The organism is Mycobacterium sp., from assembly GCF_032159765.1.
Lineage (GTDB): Bacteria > Actinomycetota > Actinomycetes > Mycobacteriales > Mycobacteriaceae > Mycobacterium.
In genome coordinates this window covers 72,904-89,652 of the sequence record NZ_JAVHWM010000178.1, presented here as the reverse complement: position 1 = coordinate 89,652, position 16,749 = coordinate 72,904, and the positions used below count along the sequence as shown (strand labels likewise).

Annotated in this window: 18 protein-coding genes; 13 read left to right on the top strand and 5 right to left on the bottom strand. The window is 66.8% G+C overall.

Features of this window, described 5'->3' with window-relative positions:
- Positions 1-28: 28 nt before the first annotated feature.
- From QOH60_RS22260 to QOH60_RS22230, 7 genes are read left to right on the top strand one after another with little or no spacing between them, the layout of a single operon-like run.
- A complete protein-coding gene (locus QOH60_RS22260) occupies positions 29-985 on the top strand; it encodes an o-succinylbenzoate synthase (protein WP_526424034.1) in 957 nt (318 codons plus the stop codon).
- A 53-nt stretch (positions 986-1,038) separates the two neighbouring features.
- Complete coding sequence (locus QOH60_RS22255) at positions 1,039-1,989, top strand: GlxA family transcriptional regulator (RefSeq protein ID WP_526424033.1); 951 nt, start codon at positions 1,039-1,041, stop codon at positions 1,987-1,989.
- 15 nt (positions 1,990-2,004) lie between these two features.
- A complete protein-coding gene (locus QOH60_RS22250; RefSeq protein WP_526424032.1) occupies positions 2,005-2,742 on the top strand; it encodes a DJ-1/PfpI family protein in 738 nt (245 codons plus the stop codon).
- A 33-nt stretch (positions 2,743-2,775) separates the two neighbouring features.
- Positions 2,776-3,567: an alpha/beta fold hydrolase gene (locus tag QOH60_RS22245; RefSeq protein WP_526424031.1), complete on the top strand. Its 792-nt coding sequence runs from the start codon at positions 2,776-2,778 to the stop codon at positions 3,565-3,567.
- 45 nt (positions 3,568-3,612) lie between these two features.
- Positions 3,613-4,710, top strand: coding sequence for a right-handed parallel beta-helix repeat-containing protein (locus tag QOH60_RS22240; RefSeq protein WP_526424030.1), 1,098 nt, complete (start codon positions 3,613-3,615; stop codon positions 4,708-4,710).
- Between the two features lie 31 nt (positions 4,711-4,741).
- On the top strand, positions 4,742-6,382 hold the full coding sequence (gene menD / locus QOH60_RS22235) for a 2-succinyl-5-enolpyruvyl-6-hydroxy-3-cyclohexene-1-carboxylic-acid synthase (protein WP_526424029.1): 1,641 nt from the start codon (positions 4,742-4,744) through the stop codon (positions 6,380-6,382).
- Entirely contained in the window at positions 6,379-6,882 is a 504-nt protein-coding gene (locus QOH60_RS22230; protein ID WP_526424028.1) for a DUF3592 domain-containing protein, read from the top strand. Before menD ends, QOH60_RS22230 begins: the two co-directional genes overlap by 4 nt.
- On the opposite strand, the gene QOH60_RS22225 is transcribed toward QOH60_RS22230, so the two are convergent.
- Positions 6,824-7,534, bottom strand: coding sequence for a DsbA family protein (locus QOH60_RS22225; protein WP_526424027.1), 711 nt, complete (start codon positions 7,532-7,534; stop codon positions 6,824-6,826). The two genes, QOH60_RS22230 and QOH60_RS22225, sit on opposite strands and share 59 nt — an antisense overlap.
- Positions 7,531-7,947 carry a hypothetical protein gene (locus QOH60_RS22220; RefSeq protein ID WP_526424026.1) on the bottom strand — a complete coding sequence of 139 codons (417 nt, stop codon included), beginning with the start codon at positions 7,945-7,947 and terminating at the stop codon, positions 7,531-7,533. The genes QOH60_RS22225 and QOH60_RS22220 overlap by 4 nt, the downstream gene beginning before the upstream one ends.
- Positions 7,948-8,121: 174 nt before the next feature.
- Between QOH60_RS22220 and QOH60_RS22215 the strand changes: the two genes are divergently transcribed.
- On the top strand, positions 8,122-9,243 hold the full coding sequence (locus tag QOH60_RS22215) for a glycosyltransferase family 4 protein (protein WP_526424025.1): 1,122 nt from the start codon (positions 8,122-8,124) through the stop codon (positions 9,241-9,243).
- 4 nt (positions 9,244-9,247) lie between these two features.
- Here the strand turns inward: QOH60_RS22215 and QOH60_RS22210 are convergent, their stop codons facing one another.
- Positions 9,248-10,072 carry an SDR family oxidoreductase gene (locus tag QOH60_RS22210; protein WP_526424024.1) on the bottom strand — a complete coding sequence of 275 codons (825 nt, stop codon included), beginning with the start codon at positions 10,070-10,072 and terminating at the stop codon, positions 9,248-9,250.
- Between the two features lie 93 nt (positions 10,073-10,165).
- Here QOH60_RS22210 and QOH60_RS22205 point away from each other — a divergent pair, with 93 nt between their 5' ends.
- The gene (locus QOH60_RS22205) at positions 10,166-10,855 is read left to right on the top strand and encodes a demethylmenaquinone methyltransferase (protein ID WP_526424023.1); all 690 of its coding nucleotides are present in this window, start codon (positions 10,166-10,168) and stop codon (positions 10,853-10,855) included.
- Positions 10,856-10,959: 104 nt separating this feature from the next.
- A complete protein-coding gene (locus tag QOH60_RS22200; protein WP_526424022.1) occupies positions 10,960-11,178 on the top strand; it encodes a hypothetical protein in 219 nt (72 codons plus the stop codon).
- A gap of 2 nt (positions 11,179-11,180) precedes the next feature.
- On the opposite strand, the gene QOH60_RS22195 is transcribed toward QOH60_RS22200, so the two are convergent.
- Positions 11,181-11,855 (bottom strand): potassium channel family protein, encoded by a 675-nt coding sequence (locus tag QOH60_RS22195; RefSeq protein WP_526424021.1) that lies wholly within the window; start codon positions 11,853-11,855, stop codon positions 11,181-11,183.
- A gap of 59 nt (positions 11,856-11,914) precedes the next feature.
- Here QOH60_RS22195 and QOH60_RS22190 point away from each other — a divergent pair, with 59 nt between their 5' ends.
- Entirely contained in the window at positions 11,915-13,408 is a 1,494-nt protein-coding gene (locus QOH60_RS22190) for a potassium/proton antiporter (RefSeq protein WP_526424020.1), read from the top strand.
- 1 nt (position 13,409) lies between these two features.
- On the opposite strand, the gene menJ is transcribed toward QOH60_RS22190, so the two are convergent.
- Positions 13,410-14,612, bottom strand: coding sequence for a menaquinone reductase MenJ (gene menJ / locus QOH60_RS22185; protein WP_526424152.1), 1,203 nt, complete (start codon positions 14,610-14,612; stop codon positions 13,410-13,412).
- A 102-nt stretch (positions 14,613-14,714) separates the two neighbouring features.
- Between menJ and grcC1 the strand changes: the two genes are divergently transcribed.
- Both grcC1 and htpX read left to right on the top strand, forming a co-directional pair.
- Positions 14,715-15,722 carry a nonaprenyl/(2E,6E)-farnesyl/geranylgeranyl diphosphat synthase gene (gene grcC1 / locus QOH60_RS22180; RefSeq protein ID WP_526424019.1) on the top strand — a complete coding sequence of 336 codons (1,008 nt, stop codon included), beginning with the start codon at positions 14,715-14,717 and terminating at the stop codon, positions 15,720-15,722.
- A 62-nt stretch (positions 15,723-15,784) separates the two neighbouring features.
- Entirely contained in the window at positions 15,785-16,657 is an 873-nt protein-coding gene (gene htpX / locus QOH60_RS22175) for a zinc metalloprotease HtpX (RefSeq protein ID WP_526424018.1), read from the top strand.
- The last annotated feature ends 92 nt before the right edge of the window (positions 16,658-16,749 follow it).

Genomic DNA, 16,749 nt, shown 5'->3' with positions numbered 1-16,749 from the left:
TAATTGGGTCAATTGAGACGAAGTAGCAGTGGCTCCGACCGACCTCGCTGACCTGCTCGAGCGGGTGCGCGTGGTCGCACTACCGATGCGAGTCCGCTTCCGCGGCATCACAACTCGCGAGGTCGCGCTGATCAATGGTCCGGGCGGCTGGGGCGAGTTCGGCGCGTTCCTCGAATACGAGCCACCCGAGGCCGCGCACTGGCTGGCGTCTGCTGTCGAATCCGCCTACCAGACCGGGCCGCCCACACGACGCGACCGCATTCCGGTCAACGCCACCATCCCGGCGGTCGCACCCGAACAGGTGCCCGACCTGCTGAGACGATTCCCCGGCACGCGCACGGCGAAGGTGAAGGTGGCCGAGCCCGGTCAGAGTCTGCGCGACGACGTCGCGCGCGTCGACGCCGTCCGTGCGCTGGTGCCCACCGTGCGGGTGGACGCGAACGGGGGCTGGAATGTTGACGAAGCCGTGGCCGCCGCAGCCGCGCTCGGTCCGCTGGAGTACATCGAGCAGCCATGCAAGACCGTCGAGGAGCTGGCCGAGGTCCGGCGCCGCATCGACATCCCGGTGGCCGCCGACGAAAGCATTCGCAAAGCCGACGATCCGCTGCGCGTGGTGCGGGCGGGCGCCGCGGATATCGCGGTCCTGAAGGTCGCGCCGCTGGGCGGCATGTCGGCTCTGCTGGCGATCGCTGAACAGATCGACATCCCCGTCGTGATTTCCAGTGCGCTCGACTCGGCGGTAGGCATCGCGACCGGACTGAGGACGGCAGCCGCACTGCCGAGCCTGCACCACGCATGCGGGCTGGGCACCGGACAGCTCTTCGAAGATGACGTCGCCGACCCCCTGCAGCTCGTCGACGGGTTCTTGCCCGTCACGCCCGTCGCGCCTGACCCGGCCCGCCTCGACACCCTGGCCGCGCCACCCGAGCGCCGGGACTGGTGGATCCGGCGCATCATCGAGTGCTATCCGCTGTTGGTGTCCTGATCTGTGGGATGCATGGCATAGACGCCATCGGCCGGGTGGCCGAGACTGAACCCGTGACACGGAAGGTCGTCATCGTCGGGTTCCCTGGCGTCCAGGCCATGGACGTGGTGGGGCCGTTCGACGTGTTCACCGGGGCGTCACTGCTGGTCAGCGGTGCCTACGAGGTGAGTCTCGTGTCCGTGGGCGGTCAGACCGTTGCCACTGGCACCGGCCTCGAGTTCGTGGCGCGCCCTCTACCCGGCCCGGACGAGGCCGTCGACATTGTGCTGCTGCCGGGCGGCGCGGGCACCGACGCCGCCCGTGCCGACGAACATCTGATGAAGTGGCTGACGGCGATCATGCCGAATGCGCGACGCGTGGTCAGCGTCTGCACCGGGGCGTTCCTGGCAGCCGAAGCCGGCCTGCTCGACGGATGCAAGGCCACCACGCACTGGGCCTTCGCCCGCCGGATGCAGCAGCTGTTCCCGCGCGTCGACGTCGACCCCGAGCCGATCTTCGTGCGCAGCTCGGAGAAGGTGTGGACGGCAGCCGGTGTGGCGGCCGGTATCGACCTGGCGCTCTCGCTCGTCGAAACCGACCTCGGGACTGAGGTCGCACAGACCGTCGCGAGGTACATGGTGTTGCATCTGCGCAGGCCCGGCGGCCAAACACAGTTCGCGGCACCGGTGTGGACGCCGCGAGCCCGGCGTACGCCTATCCGCGACGCGCAGGAAGCGATCGAATCCGAGCCGGGAGCCGCGCACAGTGTCCTTGAGCTCGCCCGCCGGGCGTCGATGAGCCCTCGTCATTTCACCCGGGTGTTCACCGAGGAGGTCGGCGAGGCGCCCGGCCAGTATGTCGAGCGGATCCGTACCGACGCGGCACGCCGCCAGCTCGAACAGACCGACGACACCGTCGTCGCCATCGCCACACGATGCGGGTTCGGTACCGCAGAAACCATGCGGCGCAACTTCATTCGCCGAGTCGGCGTTTCCCCCGACCAATACCGCAAGACGTTCGCCTGAGCAAAGGAGAGAGAAATGCAAGTCGCAATCATGCTGTACCCGGGCTTCACCGCATTGGACTTCATCGGACCCTACGAGTCGCTGCGCATGCTCCCCGACGCCGAGATGCGGTTCGTCTGGCACGAGCCGGGGCCGATCACGGCCGACTCAGGTGTGCTGGTGGTGGGCGCCACCCATTCGTTCGACGAAACACCTTCTCCCGACGTCATTTTGGTGCCAGGGGGCTTCACGACGATGGAGCACGCCCGCGACAAGAAGGTGCTCGACTGGGTACGAAAAGCGCACGAGACCGCGACGTGGACGGCGTCGGTGTGCTCGGGCTCGATCATCCTGGCTGCGGCCGGACTTCTGAAGGACAAGCGCGCGACGTCGCACTGGGCCGCGCTGTCGGCGTTGAAGGCGTTGGGAGTCAAGCCTGTTGGCGACGAGCGCATAGTCCACGAGGGCGAAATTGTGACGTGTGCGGGCGTGTCGGCCGGCATCGACCTCGGCCTTTGGCTCGCGGCGCAGATCGGCGGTGAGGGCCGGGCCAAGGTGATCCAGCTGTCGATGGAGTACGACCCGCAGCCGCCGTTCGACTGCGGCCACATGTCCAAGGCGTCGGCGGCCACCAAAGCCGCCGCCACCGCGCTGATGAGCAAGGATCTGGTCAAGCCTCGCCAGCTCAAGGCGATGACCGGACTGGTCTGGGACCACGCGATCGACGCGGCGCGCTCGCGGCGCAAGCGCAGGCTCATCGGATCGCGCGGCTGAACCGACGGGTGGGGCGCCGGTAGCGTCTCGCGGGTGACCAATCTGGCATATGACGATCGCGGCACCGGCGAGCCGGTGCTGTTCATCGCGGGCCGCGGCGGCGCAGGCCGCACCTGGGACCTGTACCAGACCTCGGCGTTCCGGGCCGCCGGGTACCGCGTCGTCACGTTCGACAACAGCGGCGTCGGGGCCACCGAGAGCGCCGACGACTTCACCACCGAGACCATGGTGGCCGACACGGCGGCGTTGATCGAAAAACTCGACATCGCGCCGGCCCGGATCGTGGGCGCGTCGATGGGCGCGTTCATCGCCCAGGAGCTGATGCTGGCCCGCCCGGAGTTGGTTCGCCAGGCGGCGCTATTGGCCACCCGTGGCAGGCTCGATCGCACGCGCAAGTTCTTTCAGAGCGCCGACCGCGAACTGGCCGAGGCCGGCATCGAGCTGCCCGCCGCCTATAGCGCGAAAGTTCGCTTACTGGAAGGCTTTTCGCCGAAAACCTGGAACGACGACGCCGCCGTGGCCGACTGGATCGCCATGTTCACGATGTGGCCGACGAAGCAAACCCCTGGCCTGCGCTGCCAAGGCGACGTCGCGCCCATCGGTAATCGACTTCCCGCCTATCGTGCGGTTGAGGTTCCGGTACTCGTGATCGGGTTCTCAGACGATGTCATCGTGCCGCCGTACCTGGCGAAGGAGGTGGCCGACGCCCTGCCTCGGGGGCGTTACCTGCAGGTTCCGGACGCCGGACATCTCGGCTTTCTCGAGCGTCCCGAGGCCGTCAACGCTGCTGTCCTGCAGTTCTTCGGCGAGGCGATGGCATCATGAACGGGGGCGGACGCGAGGAGCAACACGGCTTAGGGGAGGGACGAAATGATAGTACGGATCGCCGCTGGGGTGGCGGCATGCTTGGCAGCGATGTGCGTGGGAATACCGGCGGCCGCTGACCCCGGCGACAGCACGGGCGAACTGCAGGCCCTGTTCGACGGTGCACAGCCCGGAAGCACGGTGACGCTCGATCACAAGGTGTACCCGCACGGTGGCGTCGTGACGATCAACGTGCCCAACGTGAAGATCAACGGCAACGGCGCCACGCTGCAGGCCACCAACGACGCCACCTCGTCGCTGCACATCACGGCCGACGGTGTCACGGTGTCCAACCTGAACTTGACGGCTCCGATTGGCGGCCAACGGTATTCGGCACCCGACCAGGACAAGATCTATGTGAGGGCCAACGGTGTCACGCTGAACGACATCACCATTGCGGGTTCGGCGGCAACCGGCGTGTTCTTGAACAACGTCAACGGCTTTTCGCTCAACCGGGTGACGGTGCGCGACAGCCGTGCCGACGGGATCCACATGACGCTGGGATCTTCCAACGGCCAGGTCAACAACCCGCTCATCGAGCGCAGCGGAGACGACGGCGTCGCGGTCGTCTCGTACAGCGAGCGCTTCCTGGGCTTTGCGACCGCGCCCTGCCGCAACATCGTCATCAACTCGCCGACGGTCACCAGCACCACCTACGGCCAGGGCATCTCTGCGCTCGGCGGCGAGAACATCTCGTACCGCAACATCAACATCTCCTCGACGTGGGGCGCCGGAGTCTTCATCGGCTCGATCGGCGCCCCGTTCTTCACGCAGGCCACCAGCGGAGTGGAGGTCACCGGTGGCACGGTGACGGGTGCGAACACGAACGGCGGAATGGGCGCGATCGCGGTGTTCGGGGAACAGCCCGGTGTCCCCGCCAGCAACGTGACCATCGCGAACCTGCGCGTCGTCGACACCCCGGAATCGGCCCAACGCACCATCGCCGTCCACACCAAAGACGGCGGCACCATTGCCGGCCTCGCCCTGCGCAACCTCGTGATCCGTCAGAACGGCGCCCTGCCGGTCGTGGAATCCGACGGACCTCGGGACAGCTACTCGATGTCGGGTGTCACGCTGAACGGGTCGCCGTACGAGGCGCCGTGACGCGTCCGTGTGACACGCTGAACGAGAGATGGTGAATCCTTCAACAGCCCAGGCCCGCGTGGTCGTCGACGAGCTGATCCGCGGCGGCGTGCGGGATGTGGTGCTGTGCCCGGGGTCGCGCAACGCGCCGCTGGCCTTCGCGCTTCGTGACGCCGACGCGGCAGGCCGGGTGCGGCTGCACGTGCGGATCGACGAGCGCACAGCCGGCTATCTGGCCATCGGGCTGGCAGTGGCAGCCGGGGCGCCGGTGCCGATCGTCATGACGTCGGGCACCGCGGTCGCCAACCTCGGCCCCGCGGTCGCAGAGGCGAACTACGCCCGCGTTCCGCTGATCGTGTTGTCGGCCAACCGGCCCTACGAGGTGCTGGGCACCGGCGCCAACCAGACGATGGAGCAGCTCGGTTTATTCGGTTCGCAGGTGCGTGCGTCGGTCAGCCTCGGGCTTGCCGAGGAGGGCACCGAGAAAATCGCTGAGCAGAACGCCCGGTGGCGTTCGGCGGTGTGTCGTGTGCTGGCGGCGGCCACGGGTGCGCGCAGCGCGAACGCGGGCCCGGTGCAGTTCGACATTCCGCTGCGCGAGCCGCTGGTGCCCGATCCCGAGCCCGGTCTCGCGGCCCTTCCGCCGGGGCGCCCCAACGGGCGGCCGTGGACGTACGTGCCGCCGGTGACGTTCGACCAGCCCCTCGACATCGACCTGCGGCCCGACACCCTGGTGATCAGCGGCCACGGCGCGGGCGTGCACCCGAACCTGGCCACGCTGCCCACCGTCGCGGAGCCGACCGCGCCGCAGGCGGCGAACCCCTTGCATCCCCTGGCGCTGCCGTTGTTGCGCCCCCAGCAGGTCATCATGCTCGGCCGTCCGACGCTGCACCGCGCGGTGTCGTCCCTGCTGGCGGATTCGTCGCTGCCGGTGTTCGCGTTGACGACGGGCCCGCGCTGGCCGGATGTCTCCGGCAACTCGGCGGCCACCGGCACCCACGCGGTCACCAGCGGCGTCCCGGGCGAGGGCTGGCTGCGCCGTTGCGCAGACGTGCACCGCCGCGCGATGAAGGCGGTGGGCAGTCAGCTCAAGGCGCACCCGCTGACGACGGGCCTGCACGTGGCGGCCGCGGTGGCGTGCGCGTTGCGGCCGGGCGACCAGCTGATCCTCGGCGCGTCCAACCCGGTGCGTGATGCGGCGCTGGTCGGTCTCGACGCGACGGGCATCAGCGTGCGGTCCAATCGCGGGGTTGCGGGGATCGACGGCACGGTGTCGACGGCAATCGGCGCCGCACTGGCCCACGAGCGTGGCGGCGGAGCCGGGCGCAGCATCGCGCTGGTCGGCGATCTGACATTCGTGCACGACGCATCGGGCTTGCTGATCGGGCCCACGGAACCCGTGCCGCAGAACCTGACGATCGTGGTGTCGAATGACAATGGCGGCGGCATCTTCGAACTGCTGGAACAGGGTGATCCGCGCTTCGCCGACGTGTCCTCGCGGATCTTCGGCACCCCGCACGACGTCGATGTGGGCGCGCTGTGCCGGGCCTACCACGTCGAGTCCCGGCAAGTGGAAGCCGACGACCTCGGTGATGCGCTCGATGTGCCATACACCGGGGTGCGGGTCATGGAAGTCAAGGCCGATCGGTCCACGCTGAGGCAGTTGCACGCGTCGATCAAGGCGGCGATTTGACGGCAACGGCGAGTGAGCAAGTGGCCGAAGAGCACACCACTGACAGATCACAAAAGATATTGCGCCGCATCAAGATTGGCATTCTGGTAGTGGCGTGCGTGATGACGTTTCAGTCCCTGCTGCTCATCGCAGGAGCATGGCGCAACGATCGCACGATCGAGGCCAACATGGGGGTGGCACAGGCTCAGGTGCTCAGCGCGGGCCCGCGCCGGTCCACGATCGAGTTCGTCGGGCCTAACCGGGTGACGTACCGGCCGAAGCTCGGTGTGCTGTACCCGTCGGAGCTGGCGACCGGTATGCGGATCTATGTCGAGTACGACAAGACCGACCCCGATCTGGTTCGGGTGCAGCACCGGACGGCCGCCCTGTCGATCATTCCGGCGGCCTCGGTGGCGGTGGGGGCCTGGTTGGTCGCAGCGGCGCTGCTGTTCATCATCAGGGCTATACAGCGGCGATACACGGACGCTGGCCCACCAGGGTCGCCAGCCAATCCGGAGTGATCTCGACCTCCGCCCTGGCATTCAGGTCATAGACCGCTGGTGTGTAGGGATTGGAGTCCAATTGGTCTTTGAGCAGAGCCTTGTTGACGGAGTACATGGCCGCAGTGTCCAAGGCGGTTTCCCCGGCTTCGATCCGGGCGGCCAGCGGGGACGGCAGCTGCGAGTTGCGTGCGATGTCGGCGATCCATGCGTTCCCGCCCTGGGGGTTGATCGCGGCGTACAGATTGTTGATGTACTGCTGCAGCTGGACAGCTGATACCTCCGCGCGGGGCTGGGCCGCCAGGAACAGCGCATTGCTGACTTGGGCTGAATATGTGTTGGCGCCCTTGTCCAAGAACGTCAAAGGGCGGTATGTCACCGCCAAGCAGCCGTCCTTGATATCGCGCTCGATCTCATCGCCGAATTCGAGCAGCAAGTTCGCGCAGTGCGGGCATTGCGGCTCGATGTAAAGCGCGATCTCCTCTCGCGCCAGCGGCTTTCCCAGGCGAAAGCCGAAGCCGTCGTCAGCCAGCACCACGTCGGCGCGGGGATTGGGGCCCTGCGGTGTGACGACGGTGCCGGCGACGGTGAACGTGCATGCACACAGGGCGAGAAGGAGAGCACATACCGGGATCACACCGGCACACCGCGAGATCGATGTCCGGCGCGTCAATTCTCGCGAGTGCCCGCGAGTTGCCGGAACATCTCCAACAACTTCGAATGTGTCTCGCCGGAAGGAATTCGGCGAGTGATGTTCGCGAAAATCGGATCGTTGAACAATGCTCGGACTTCAGCGTTCAGGGTCGGGTCGATGCCACTGCGCCTAAGCCACGCGAGAAGGTCTGACAGCACCGGAGCAATGGCGTCGAGATCGCCCTGCGCCCATCGTTCCCGATACTTTTGCGCCGCCCCTTGCCATTGAATGCGCGCGGCGTCGCTGTGATTAAGACACGTGCGGATCATGCTCGCGATTGCACCACTGAGCAGACCTCGCAGGTGGGTCGCGCTGTCGTCGTCGCTGTTGGATATCCCGGTATTGCCGCGACGATTTTCGTTCGCGTGGCTTTCGGCGACCGCCCCTCGCAAAACAAACCCCCGTCGGTTGAATTCTCGAACCTTGACGTTACCGCAGATGACGGGCGATTTCCTAATAGTTTCATGAGCCTTTCCACGGGTACTCGGCCCGTTTGGCACCGTAGCTTTGCGTGTCGTATTCCCGTGGGCAACCTCGCAGACAGGCCGCCGTGGCACGATCTCATCGTGCGAGTTGCAATTGTCGCGGAATCTTTCCTGCCCGATGTCAACGGCGTCTCAAACTCAGTGCTCCGGATTCTTGAGCACCTGAACCGTACCGGCCACGAGGCGATCGTGATCGCGCCGGACAATCCACGGCGGGAGGAACGCGCCGCCACCGTGCATGAGGGCGTTCCGGTCCATCGGATGCCCTCGCGGATGTTCCCCAAGATCACGTCGTTGCCCCTCGGTGTCCCGCGCCCGCGAATGGTGCGGATCTTGCGCGAATTCGACCCTGACGTAGTCCATTTGGCGTCGCCGGCGTTGTTGGGATACGGCGGGTTGCAAGCCGCGCGCTTCCTCGGAATTCCCACCGTCGCGGTGTTCCAGACGGACGTGCCGGGCTTCGCGCAAAGTTACGGCATCGGCATGGCGACCCGGGTCGCGTGGGCCTGGTTCCGGCACCTGCACCGGCATGCGGACCGCACGCTGGCTCCGTCGAGCTCGGCGATTGAAACCCTTGCTGCACAGCGAATCCCGCGGGTCCACTACTGGGCGCGCGGGGTCGACATCGCCGGCTTCGCACCGTCGGCACGTGATCAGAGGCTGCGCGAGGCGTGGTCGCCGGACGGCAAGCCGATCATCGGATTCGTCGGCAGGCTGGCTCCGGAGAAGCATGTCGAACGGCTCAGGGCGCTGGGCGACGACGTGCAGGTGGTCGTCGTCGGCGACGGTGTCGACCGGGAGAAGCTGGTAAAGCTTTTGCCCGCAGCCATTTTCACGGGCGCGCTGTACGGCGCCGACCTTACGTCCGCGTACGCAAGCATGGACGTCTTCGTCCACACGGGCGAGCACGAGACGTTCTGTCAGGCGGTACAGGAGGCGCTCGCGTCAGGCGTGCCGGTCGTCGCTCCGAACGCGGGGGGGCCGCGCGACCTCGTCACCCCCGGCCGCACCGGCTTCCTGCTACCGGTCGCCGAGTTCGAGGCTCAATTGCCCGGTGCCGTCACGCATCTGGTGCAGGCACGGACGCACTATTCGTCGGCCGCGCGTCGCAGTGTCGTGCAGCGCACGTGGCCGGCGATCTGCGACGAATTGATGGGGCATTACGACGCGGTGCGTGGCGGGCGGCAGGCCCGCGCCGCGTGATTGCCTAGCCCTGAGCCAGCACTGATATCGGCTGCCACTCTTCCCATGTCTTGAGCCGACTTTCGTAGTCGGCCCGCGCGATTTGCAGTGGCAGCTCCCCGAAGAACACCCGCAGCGGTGGCTCTTTCGCGTCGACGATCTTGAGCAACGCTTTCGCCGAGGCCTCAGGGTCACCGGGTTTGGCGCTTCGCTGGGCTCGCAACTTCTCGGCCTCCGCTTTGATCTCGTCGTAGGCAGGCAGTGGAGTCGAGCGTTTCGATGACGACCCGGCCCAATCCGTCGAGAAGCCGCCCGGCTCGATCAGCGTCACGTGGATGCCGAACGACGAAACCTCCTGTGCGAGTGCCTGCGAGAACCCTTCCAGCGCCCACTTCGACGCGTGGTAGATCCCGACGTTCGGGAAGGCGGAGATGCCGCCGATCGAGGACACCTGGATGATGTGACCGCTACGCTGCGCGCGCAGATACGGCAGTGCGGCCTGGGTAATCCACAGCGCGCCCAAGAGATTCGTTTCGATCTGGTTGCGCGCATCCGCTTCGCTGAGTTCCTCGATGAAGCCGAAGTGCCCATAGCCTGCGTTGTTGACGACGATGTCCACGCGCCCGAAATGGTCGTGCGCCTGGGCGACGGCCGCAAAGTCGGCCTCGCGATCGTTCACGTCCAGCGCGATCGGCAGTAGCGCGTCGCCGAACCTCTTCTTGAGGTCGTCCAGCGTGGATATGTCGCGCGCGGTGGCGGCCACTTTGTCGCCGCGTTCCAGCGCTGCAATCGTCCACTCCCTGCCGAACCCCCGCGACGCTCCCGTAATGAACCAAATCTTTTCGCTCACGTCTTGACCTTTCATTCGCCTCTCTACGCGTTCAAGTCCTCAGAGCGGTTCCCCATTCCCCCCGCAAGCAACCTCCCAGGTACGGTCGGCCACGTGGGCCGGGCGTCGCTGGACAAGGATCCGCGCGAGGTCGCATCGATGTTCGACGCGGTCGCGCGGCGCTACGACCTGACCAACACCGTGCTCTCGCTTGGCCGGGACAGGTCATGGCGCAGGGCCACGCGCAAGGCGCTCGACGCAGGTGCCGGCGACGACGTGCTGGACCTCGCGGCCGGGACCGCGGTGTCGACTGAAGAGCTTGCTCGCTCCGGCGCGTGGTGCGTCGCCGCGGACTTCTCGGTGGGCATGCTGCTGGCCGGCATGTCCCGGTCGGTGCCCAAGGTGGCTGGCGACGCGACGCGACTTCCGTTCGCCGACCAGACTTTCGATGCGGTGACGATCAGCTTCGGGTTGCGCAACGTCGTCGACCACGAGGCGGGGCTGCGCGAGATGGCGCGAGTGACGAAACCCGGCGGCCGCCTGGTGGTGTGCGAGTTCTCGACGCCGACGAATCCGCTGTTCGGCACCGTGTACAAGGAGTATCTGATGCAGGCGCTGCCGCGGGTGGCACGCGCGGTCGCATCCAATCCCGACGCGTACGTCTATCTGGCGGAGTCGATCCGGGCCTGGCCCGACCAGGGCGAGTTGGCCCGTCGTATTCAGCGTGCAGGCTGGTCGGCTGTGCGGTGGCGCAACCTGACTGGCGGCATCGTCGCCTTGCATGCGGCTAGTAGGGCGCTGTGACTTCACTGTTCGGCGAGGATTGATATCGCCGAAGTTTGGGTATCTAAGCGTCTGACTTTTTAGCCTCTCGCCGTTTTGCGAGCTGAGAATGTTGGAGGACAGACATGTCAATGTCCGACTTCGCCGAGCCCTCTGGTACTAAACCGTACGTCTCCCCCGCAGCGCACGACGTCCCTCTGTACTGGCGGCCCTCGCAGGGCAACACCATCGTCGACGTGGGCAAGCTCGGCGTCGAGGCGTTCGTCGCACTGATTTCGGTGGCCGTGGATTCGGCGAAGAGAGGAATCAGCGCAGCGGTCAGGACAATGCGCGCAAAAAGCTAGCGTCAGCCGCGCGACGGTCCCCGGGCATGCATGATCACGCGGATCTGGTCCTCGGCCCTGCTCGTCGCGGCGAACAACAGCTCGTCACCGGCCTGTAGGACGTCGTCCGACCTCGGAAGCACTACTTGGCCGCCGCGAACCACGACGATGAGCGCGGAGTTCGCGGGCAATGCGAGGTCGCGGACGGCCCGGCCGACCATCGGGTTGTCGTCCGGAAGGATCAGCTTCTCCAGATTGACGTGGCCCTGCCGCAATTCGATCAACCGCACGAGGTGGCCGACGTCGATCGTGCCCTCAGTGGCGGCGACGATCGCGCGTGGAGTGGACACGGCGACGTCGATTCCCCACGCCTCGTCGAACAGCCGCTCGTTGCGAGCTTCGTTGACCCGGGCCACAACTCGGTCGACCGCGAATTCGGACTTGGCCAGCAGCGCCGCTGCGAGGTTGACCTTGTCGTCGCCTGTCGCGGCGATCATGGCATCGCAGGTTTCAAGCCCGCACTCCTCGAGCGATGCCAGCTCACACGTGTCGGCGAGCAGCCAATCGGCGTCGGGAACCGTATTCGGTTCATACTTGCGCGGGTCGCGCTCGATGAGCAGCACCTTGTGCCCGTTGTCGAGCAGTTCGCGTGCCACCGACCTGCCTACCGCGCCGGCGCCTGCGATCGCGATGCGCATTCCCCCTGAATACCACGCCGTGCTGATTTACTTGCTGCTCAGGGCGAACGGGGACGACTTTGAGCTTGGCGCAGCTATACGTGGCGCTGCTTGTTGGTGGGCTCGTGTTGTTGGCGAGCATCGCCAGCACCCGGGTGGCCAGCGGCGTCGGCTTCCCGAGTCTGCTGTTGTTCCTGGCCTTCGGAGTGGCCCTGGGCGTCAATGGGCTGGGCGTGAGGTTCGATGACGCGGAGCTGACCCGCAACCTCGGCACCGTGGCGTTGGCCGTCATCCTCGTCGAAGGCGGGTTGACGACTCGGCTCTCCGATTTGCGCCACGTGATCGCACCGGCGGCGGTGCTGGCGACGCTCGGTGTGGCCGTCAGCACGGCCGTCACCGCCGTGGGAGCGCACCTGCTGTTGGACATGGACTGGCAGATCGCACTGCTGCTGGGCGCCACCGTGTCATCGACTGATGCGGCGGCGGTGTTCTCGGTGGTGCGTGTGCTGCCGATGCCGCGGCGGGTGCGCGGTTTGTTGGAGGCGGAGTCGGGCTTCAACGACGCGCCCGCAGTGATTCTCGTTGTGATGTTCAGCGCGACACCGCTGGTATTCAAACCGGGCGCTGCGCTGATCGACGTGGTCTACGAGCTGGTGGTCGGTATTGCGATCGGACTGGCCAGCGGTGCGCTCGGGTCGATGGCGTTGCGCCGGATCGCGCTGCCGGCCTCGGGTCTGTACCCGCTGGCGACGTTCGGTTTCGGCATGCTGGCCTTCGCCGCATCAGGCAGCATCCACGCAAGCGGGTTCATCGCGGCGTATCTGGCCGGGTTGGTGCTCGCAAACGCGGGGTTGCCGCATCGTAAGGCCACGCGGTCCTTCGCCGAGGGACTCGGCTGGCTGGCGCAGATCGGCTTGTTCGTGCTGCTCGGGCTGCTGGCTACCCCGAGCAATATGACCGGCGACGTGCTTCCCGCGATCGTGGTGGGTCTGGTGCTTCTCCTGGTGGCCAGGCCGATCTCGGTTATGTTGTCGCTCATCGGTTTTCGCTTCCCATGGCGGGAGCAGGCGTTCGTGTCGTGGGCCGGCCTGCGCGGTGCGGTCCCGATCGTGCTGGCGACGTTTCCGTTCGTCGCGAAAGTCGAGGGCAGTGAGCGACTCCTCGACGTCGTCTTCGTCCTCGTCGTGGTGTTCACCGTTGTGCAGGGGCCAACCCTGCGACCGATCGCCCGGTGGCTGGGGCTGACCGGCGATCCGACTCGCGAAATCGAAGTCGAAGCAGCGCCCCTGGATGTGCTCGGCGCTGAACTTCTAACGATGACCGTTCATCCACCGTCCCGGCTGCGGAATGTCTCGCTTCTCGAATTGCGGCTGCCCGACCCTGCCGTCATCACGCTGATCATCCGGCGCGGGCACGCGTTCGTCCCAGAGTCCGAGACCCGCATCGAGACCGGCGACGAACTCCTGATCGTGACGACGACGAAGGCGCGCGAGGCCGCCGAACGCAGGCTGCGTGCGGTCAGCCGGCGGGGAAAGCTCGCGCACTGGTTCGACGAGTACGGCGAACCCGACTGAGTCAGCTGAAGGGCTTGCGGCGGTCCAGGGCTCGCGACCCCGACCCCATGAGCCGCCAGAGCCGAGCCACCCGGTCGACGTCGTCGTCGACCACGAGGTTGCCCATCACCCGCACGACCATCTGCATGAACGCGACCGATCGCATCGCCAACGGTCCGAACGTCGGCAACAGCCACGGCACCGTCAGCAACCACGCCAGTCTTCGGGCGATGGAGAACGTCTTGGCGTAGTGCTCCTGGAGCAGCGCCGGCCACGCTAGCGAAAGATCCCCTCCGCCAAGCATTTCCGCGGCGACCCGGCCCATTTCCAGCCCGTAGTCGATACCTTCGCCGTTGAGCGGGTTGATGCCCGCGGCGGCGTCGCCGATCAGCATCCAGTTCGGCCCCGCCACGCCGGACACAGCGCCGCCCATCGGCAGCAGCGCCGACGACACGAGCCGCGGCGGCCCGTCAAAGTCCCACGCGCTGCGGTGCTGGTCTGCGTAGTGCCCGATCAACTTCCGCAGCGCCACATCGGCTGGTCGCTTCACAGTGGCCAGCGCCCCCACGCCGATGTTCACCTCGCCATTGCCGAGCGGGAAAATCCAGCCGTACCCGGGCAGCAGCGAACCGTCGCCCGCGCGGAGCTCGAGGTCGGCCGACAACCACGCCTCCGATGCGCGCGGCGACGAAAGGTAGCCGCGCACGGCCACCCCGTACACCGTGTGCTGATGCCACTGCCTACCCAGCACGCGACCCAGTGTCGAGCGCGCACCGTCGGCAACGATCACCTCCCGGCACGACACCGACGAGCCGGACGCCGTCGTCAACGACGAGATGCGTCCGCGGGTGTCGCGGCAGACGTCGACAACCTTGGAACCCAGCAGCATCCGGCAGCCGGCGTCGACGGACACCTGTCGGATCCGCTCGTCGAGCTCGGTGCGCGGGACCGCTGAGCCGTACGGCGGAAACGACGGCCCCGGCCAGTCGATCTCGACCTCGCGGCCGAACCCGGCCAGCCGCAACCCGCGGTGCTTGATGTGCGCGTCGAGCCAGTCGGTGAGACCCAGCCGCTGCAGCTCGGCGACCGCGCGGGGCGTCAACCCGTCGCCGCACGGCTTGTCGCGGGGGAAGCCGGAGGCATCGATCACCAACACATCGCGCCCGGCCCTCGCCGCCCACGCCGCGGCGGCCGATCCGGCCGGACCAGCGCCGACGACCACCACGTCTGCGGTGAGCTTTTTCTGCTCCTCGCGTCCGCTGAGGCTCATCTGCTCCTCGCGTCCGCTGCGCCCTTCCTGAGCCATGCCTCCAAGTATGTTGGACGGGTGAACACACCAGCGACGGTGGTGGCGGGGGTCGAGCTGGGTGATCCAACATTCGCCGCAGGTGTCCGCGACGGGGTGGCCCGCATCGAGACGCTGATCAGCGAAGAGCTCGGCAAGGGCGACGAGATCATCCGCGACGCCGTGCTGCACTTGTTCCAGGCCGGCGGGAAGCGGTTCCGTCCTTTGTTCACCGTGCTGTCAGCTCAGCTGGGGCCCAACCCGCAGGCGTGGCAGGTGACCGTCGCCGGGTCGGTGATCGAGCTCGTACACCTGGCCACGCTCTACCACGACGACGTGATGGACGAGGCGCAGGTTCGTCGCGGCGCACCCAGCGCCAACGCCCGCTGGAGCAACAACATCGCGATCCTGGCCGGCGATTACCTGTTTGCGACGGCCTCGCGGCTGGTCAGCCGCCTCGGTCCGGACGCCGTGCGGGTGATCGCGGAAACGTTCGCGGAACTGGTCACCGGGCAGATGCGCGAGACCCGCGGTGCGGCTCAGCACGTCGATTCAGTGGACCACTATCTGCGGGTCGTGCACGAAAAGACCGGCTCGCTGATCGCCGCGTCGGGGCAGTTCGGTGCGACGTTCTCAGGGGCCAGCGACGAGGACGTCCGGCGGCTGAGCCGGCTGGGCGGGATCGTCGGCACCGCGTTCCAGATCAGCGACGACATCATCGACATCGCGAGCGACTCCGACGAGTCCGGCAAGACCCCAGGCACCGACCTGCGCGAAGGCGTGCACACGCTGCCGGTGCTCTACGCGCTGCGCGAAACCGGGCCGGACGCCGAGCGGCTGCGTGAGCTGCTCGGCGGCCCGATGGACGACGACGCGCACGTCGCCGAGGCCCTGGCGCTGCTGCGGGTATCGCCGGGCATGGCGAAGGCGAAGGACACGGTCGCGCAATACGCCGCCCAGGCCCAAGAGGAAATCGAGGGGCTTCCGCAGGGGGCGGGGCGTCAGGCATTGACGACGCTGGTGGACTACACGATCTCGCGCCACGGTTGACGGAACCCAGCGCCATCCCTCAGCGTTCTCTTAACGATCTGTTTTCGTCTGGAGGAGTTCTGATGGGTGCCCGCGGATGGGGCAACGGCGTCAAGACCGTGCTGCTTCTAGGGTTGATGTCTGCCCTGATCGTGTTCGTCGGGTCATTGTTCAAGAACCCGTCGATCCTGGTGCTGGCGATCCTGTTTGCGGTCGGCATGAACATCTACGTCTACTTCAACAGCGACAAGCTTGCGTTGCGGGCCATGCATGCCCAGCAGGTGACCGAGCTGCAAGAGCCGGTGATGTACCGGATCGTGCGGGAGCTGGCCACCGCGGCTCACCAGCCGATGCCGCGGCTCTACATCAGCGACACCGCCAACCCGAATGCGTTCGCGACGGGCCGCAACCCCCGCAACGCGGCGGTGTGCTGCACCACGGGCATCCTGACGCTGCTCGACGAACGTGAGTTGCGGGCGGTCCTCGGCCACGAGCTTTCGCACGTCTACAACCGCGACATCCTGATCTCGTGTGTGGCCGGCGCGCTGGCGGCGGTGATCTCTGGCCTTGCCAACCTCGCCTTGATCATGAACTTCTTCGGCGGTGGCGGCCGGGATGGCGCGAATCCCTTTGCGCTGCTATTGGTTTCGCTGCTCGGACCGATCGCGGCGACGGTCGTGCGGCTTGCGGTGTCGCGGTCGCGGGAGTACCAGGCCGATCAGTCGGGTGCGGAGCTGACGGGTGATCCACTGGCACTGGCGTCAGCGCTGCGGAAGATCTCGGCTGGCGTGGAGGCCGCGCCGCTGCCGCCGGAACCCAAGCTGGCCAGCGAGTCGCATCTCATGATCGCCAGCCCGTTCCGTTCTGGCGAGCGGCTGGTGGGCTTGTTCTCGACGCACCCGCCGATGGAGGAACGCATCAAGCGGCTCGAGGCGATGGCCCGCGGAGACTACTAGCCGCGGGCGAGGGCGTTGACTCTGCGCTCAGGGCGGAGCTCACTCGCACTTTTGCACCCTCACCGCAGAGTCAATGGATTGGTTCTACGCTC

Bases quoted from the DNA above. Each gene is read 5' to 3' on its own strand.
- QOH60_RS22250 (WP_526424032.1), top strand. From the start codon at position 2,005: ATGCAAGTCGCAATCATGCTGTACCCGGGCTTCACCGCATTGGACTTC.
- QOH60_RS22240 (WP_526424030.1), top strand. From the start codon at position 3,613: ATGATAGTACGGATCGCCGCTGGGGTGGCGGCATGCTTGGCAGCGATG.
- QOH60_RS22200 (WP_526424022.1), top strand. From the start codon at position 10,960: ATGTCAATGTCCGACTTCGCCGAGCCCTCTGGTACTAAACCGTACGTC.
- htpX (WP_526424018.1), top strand. From the start codon at position 15,785: ATGGGTGCCCGCGGATGGGGCAACGGCGTCAAGACCGTGCTGCTTCTA.
- QOH60_RS22195 (WP_526424021.1), bottom strand. From the start codon at position 11,855: ATGCGCATCGCGATCGCAGGCGCCGGCGCGGTAGGCAGGTCGGTGGCA.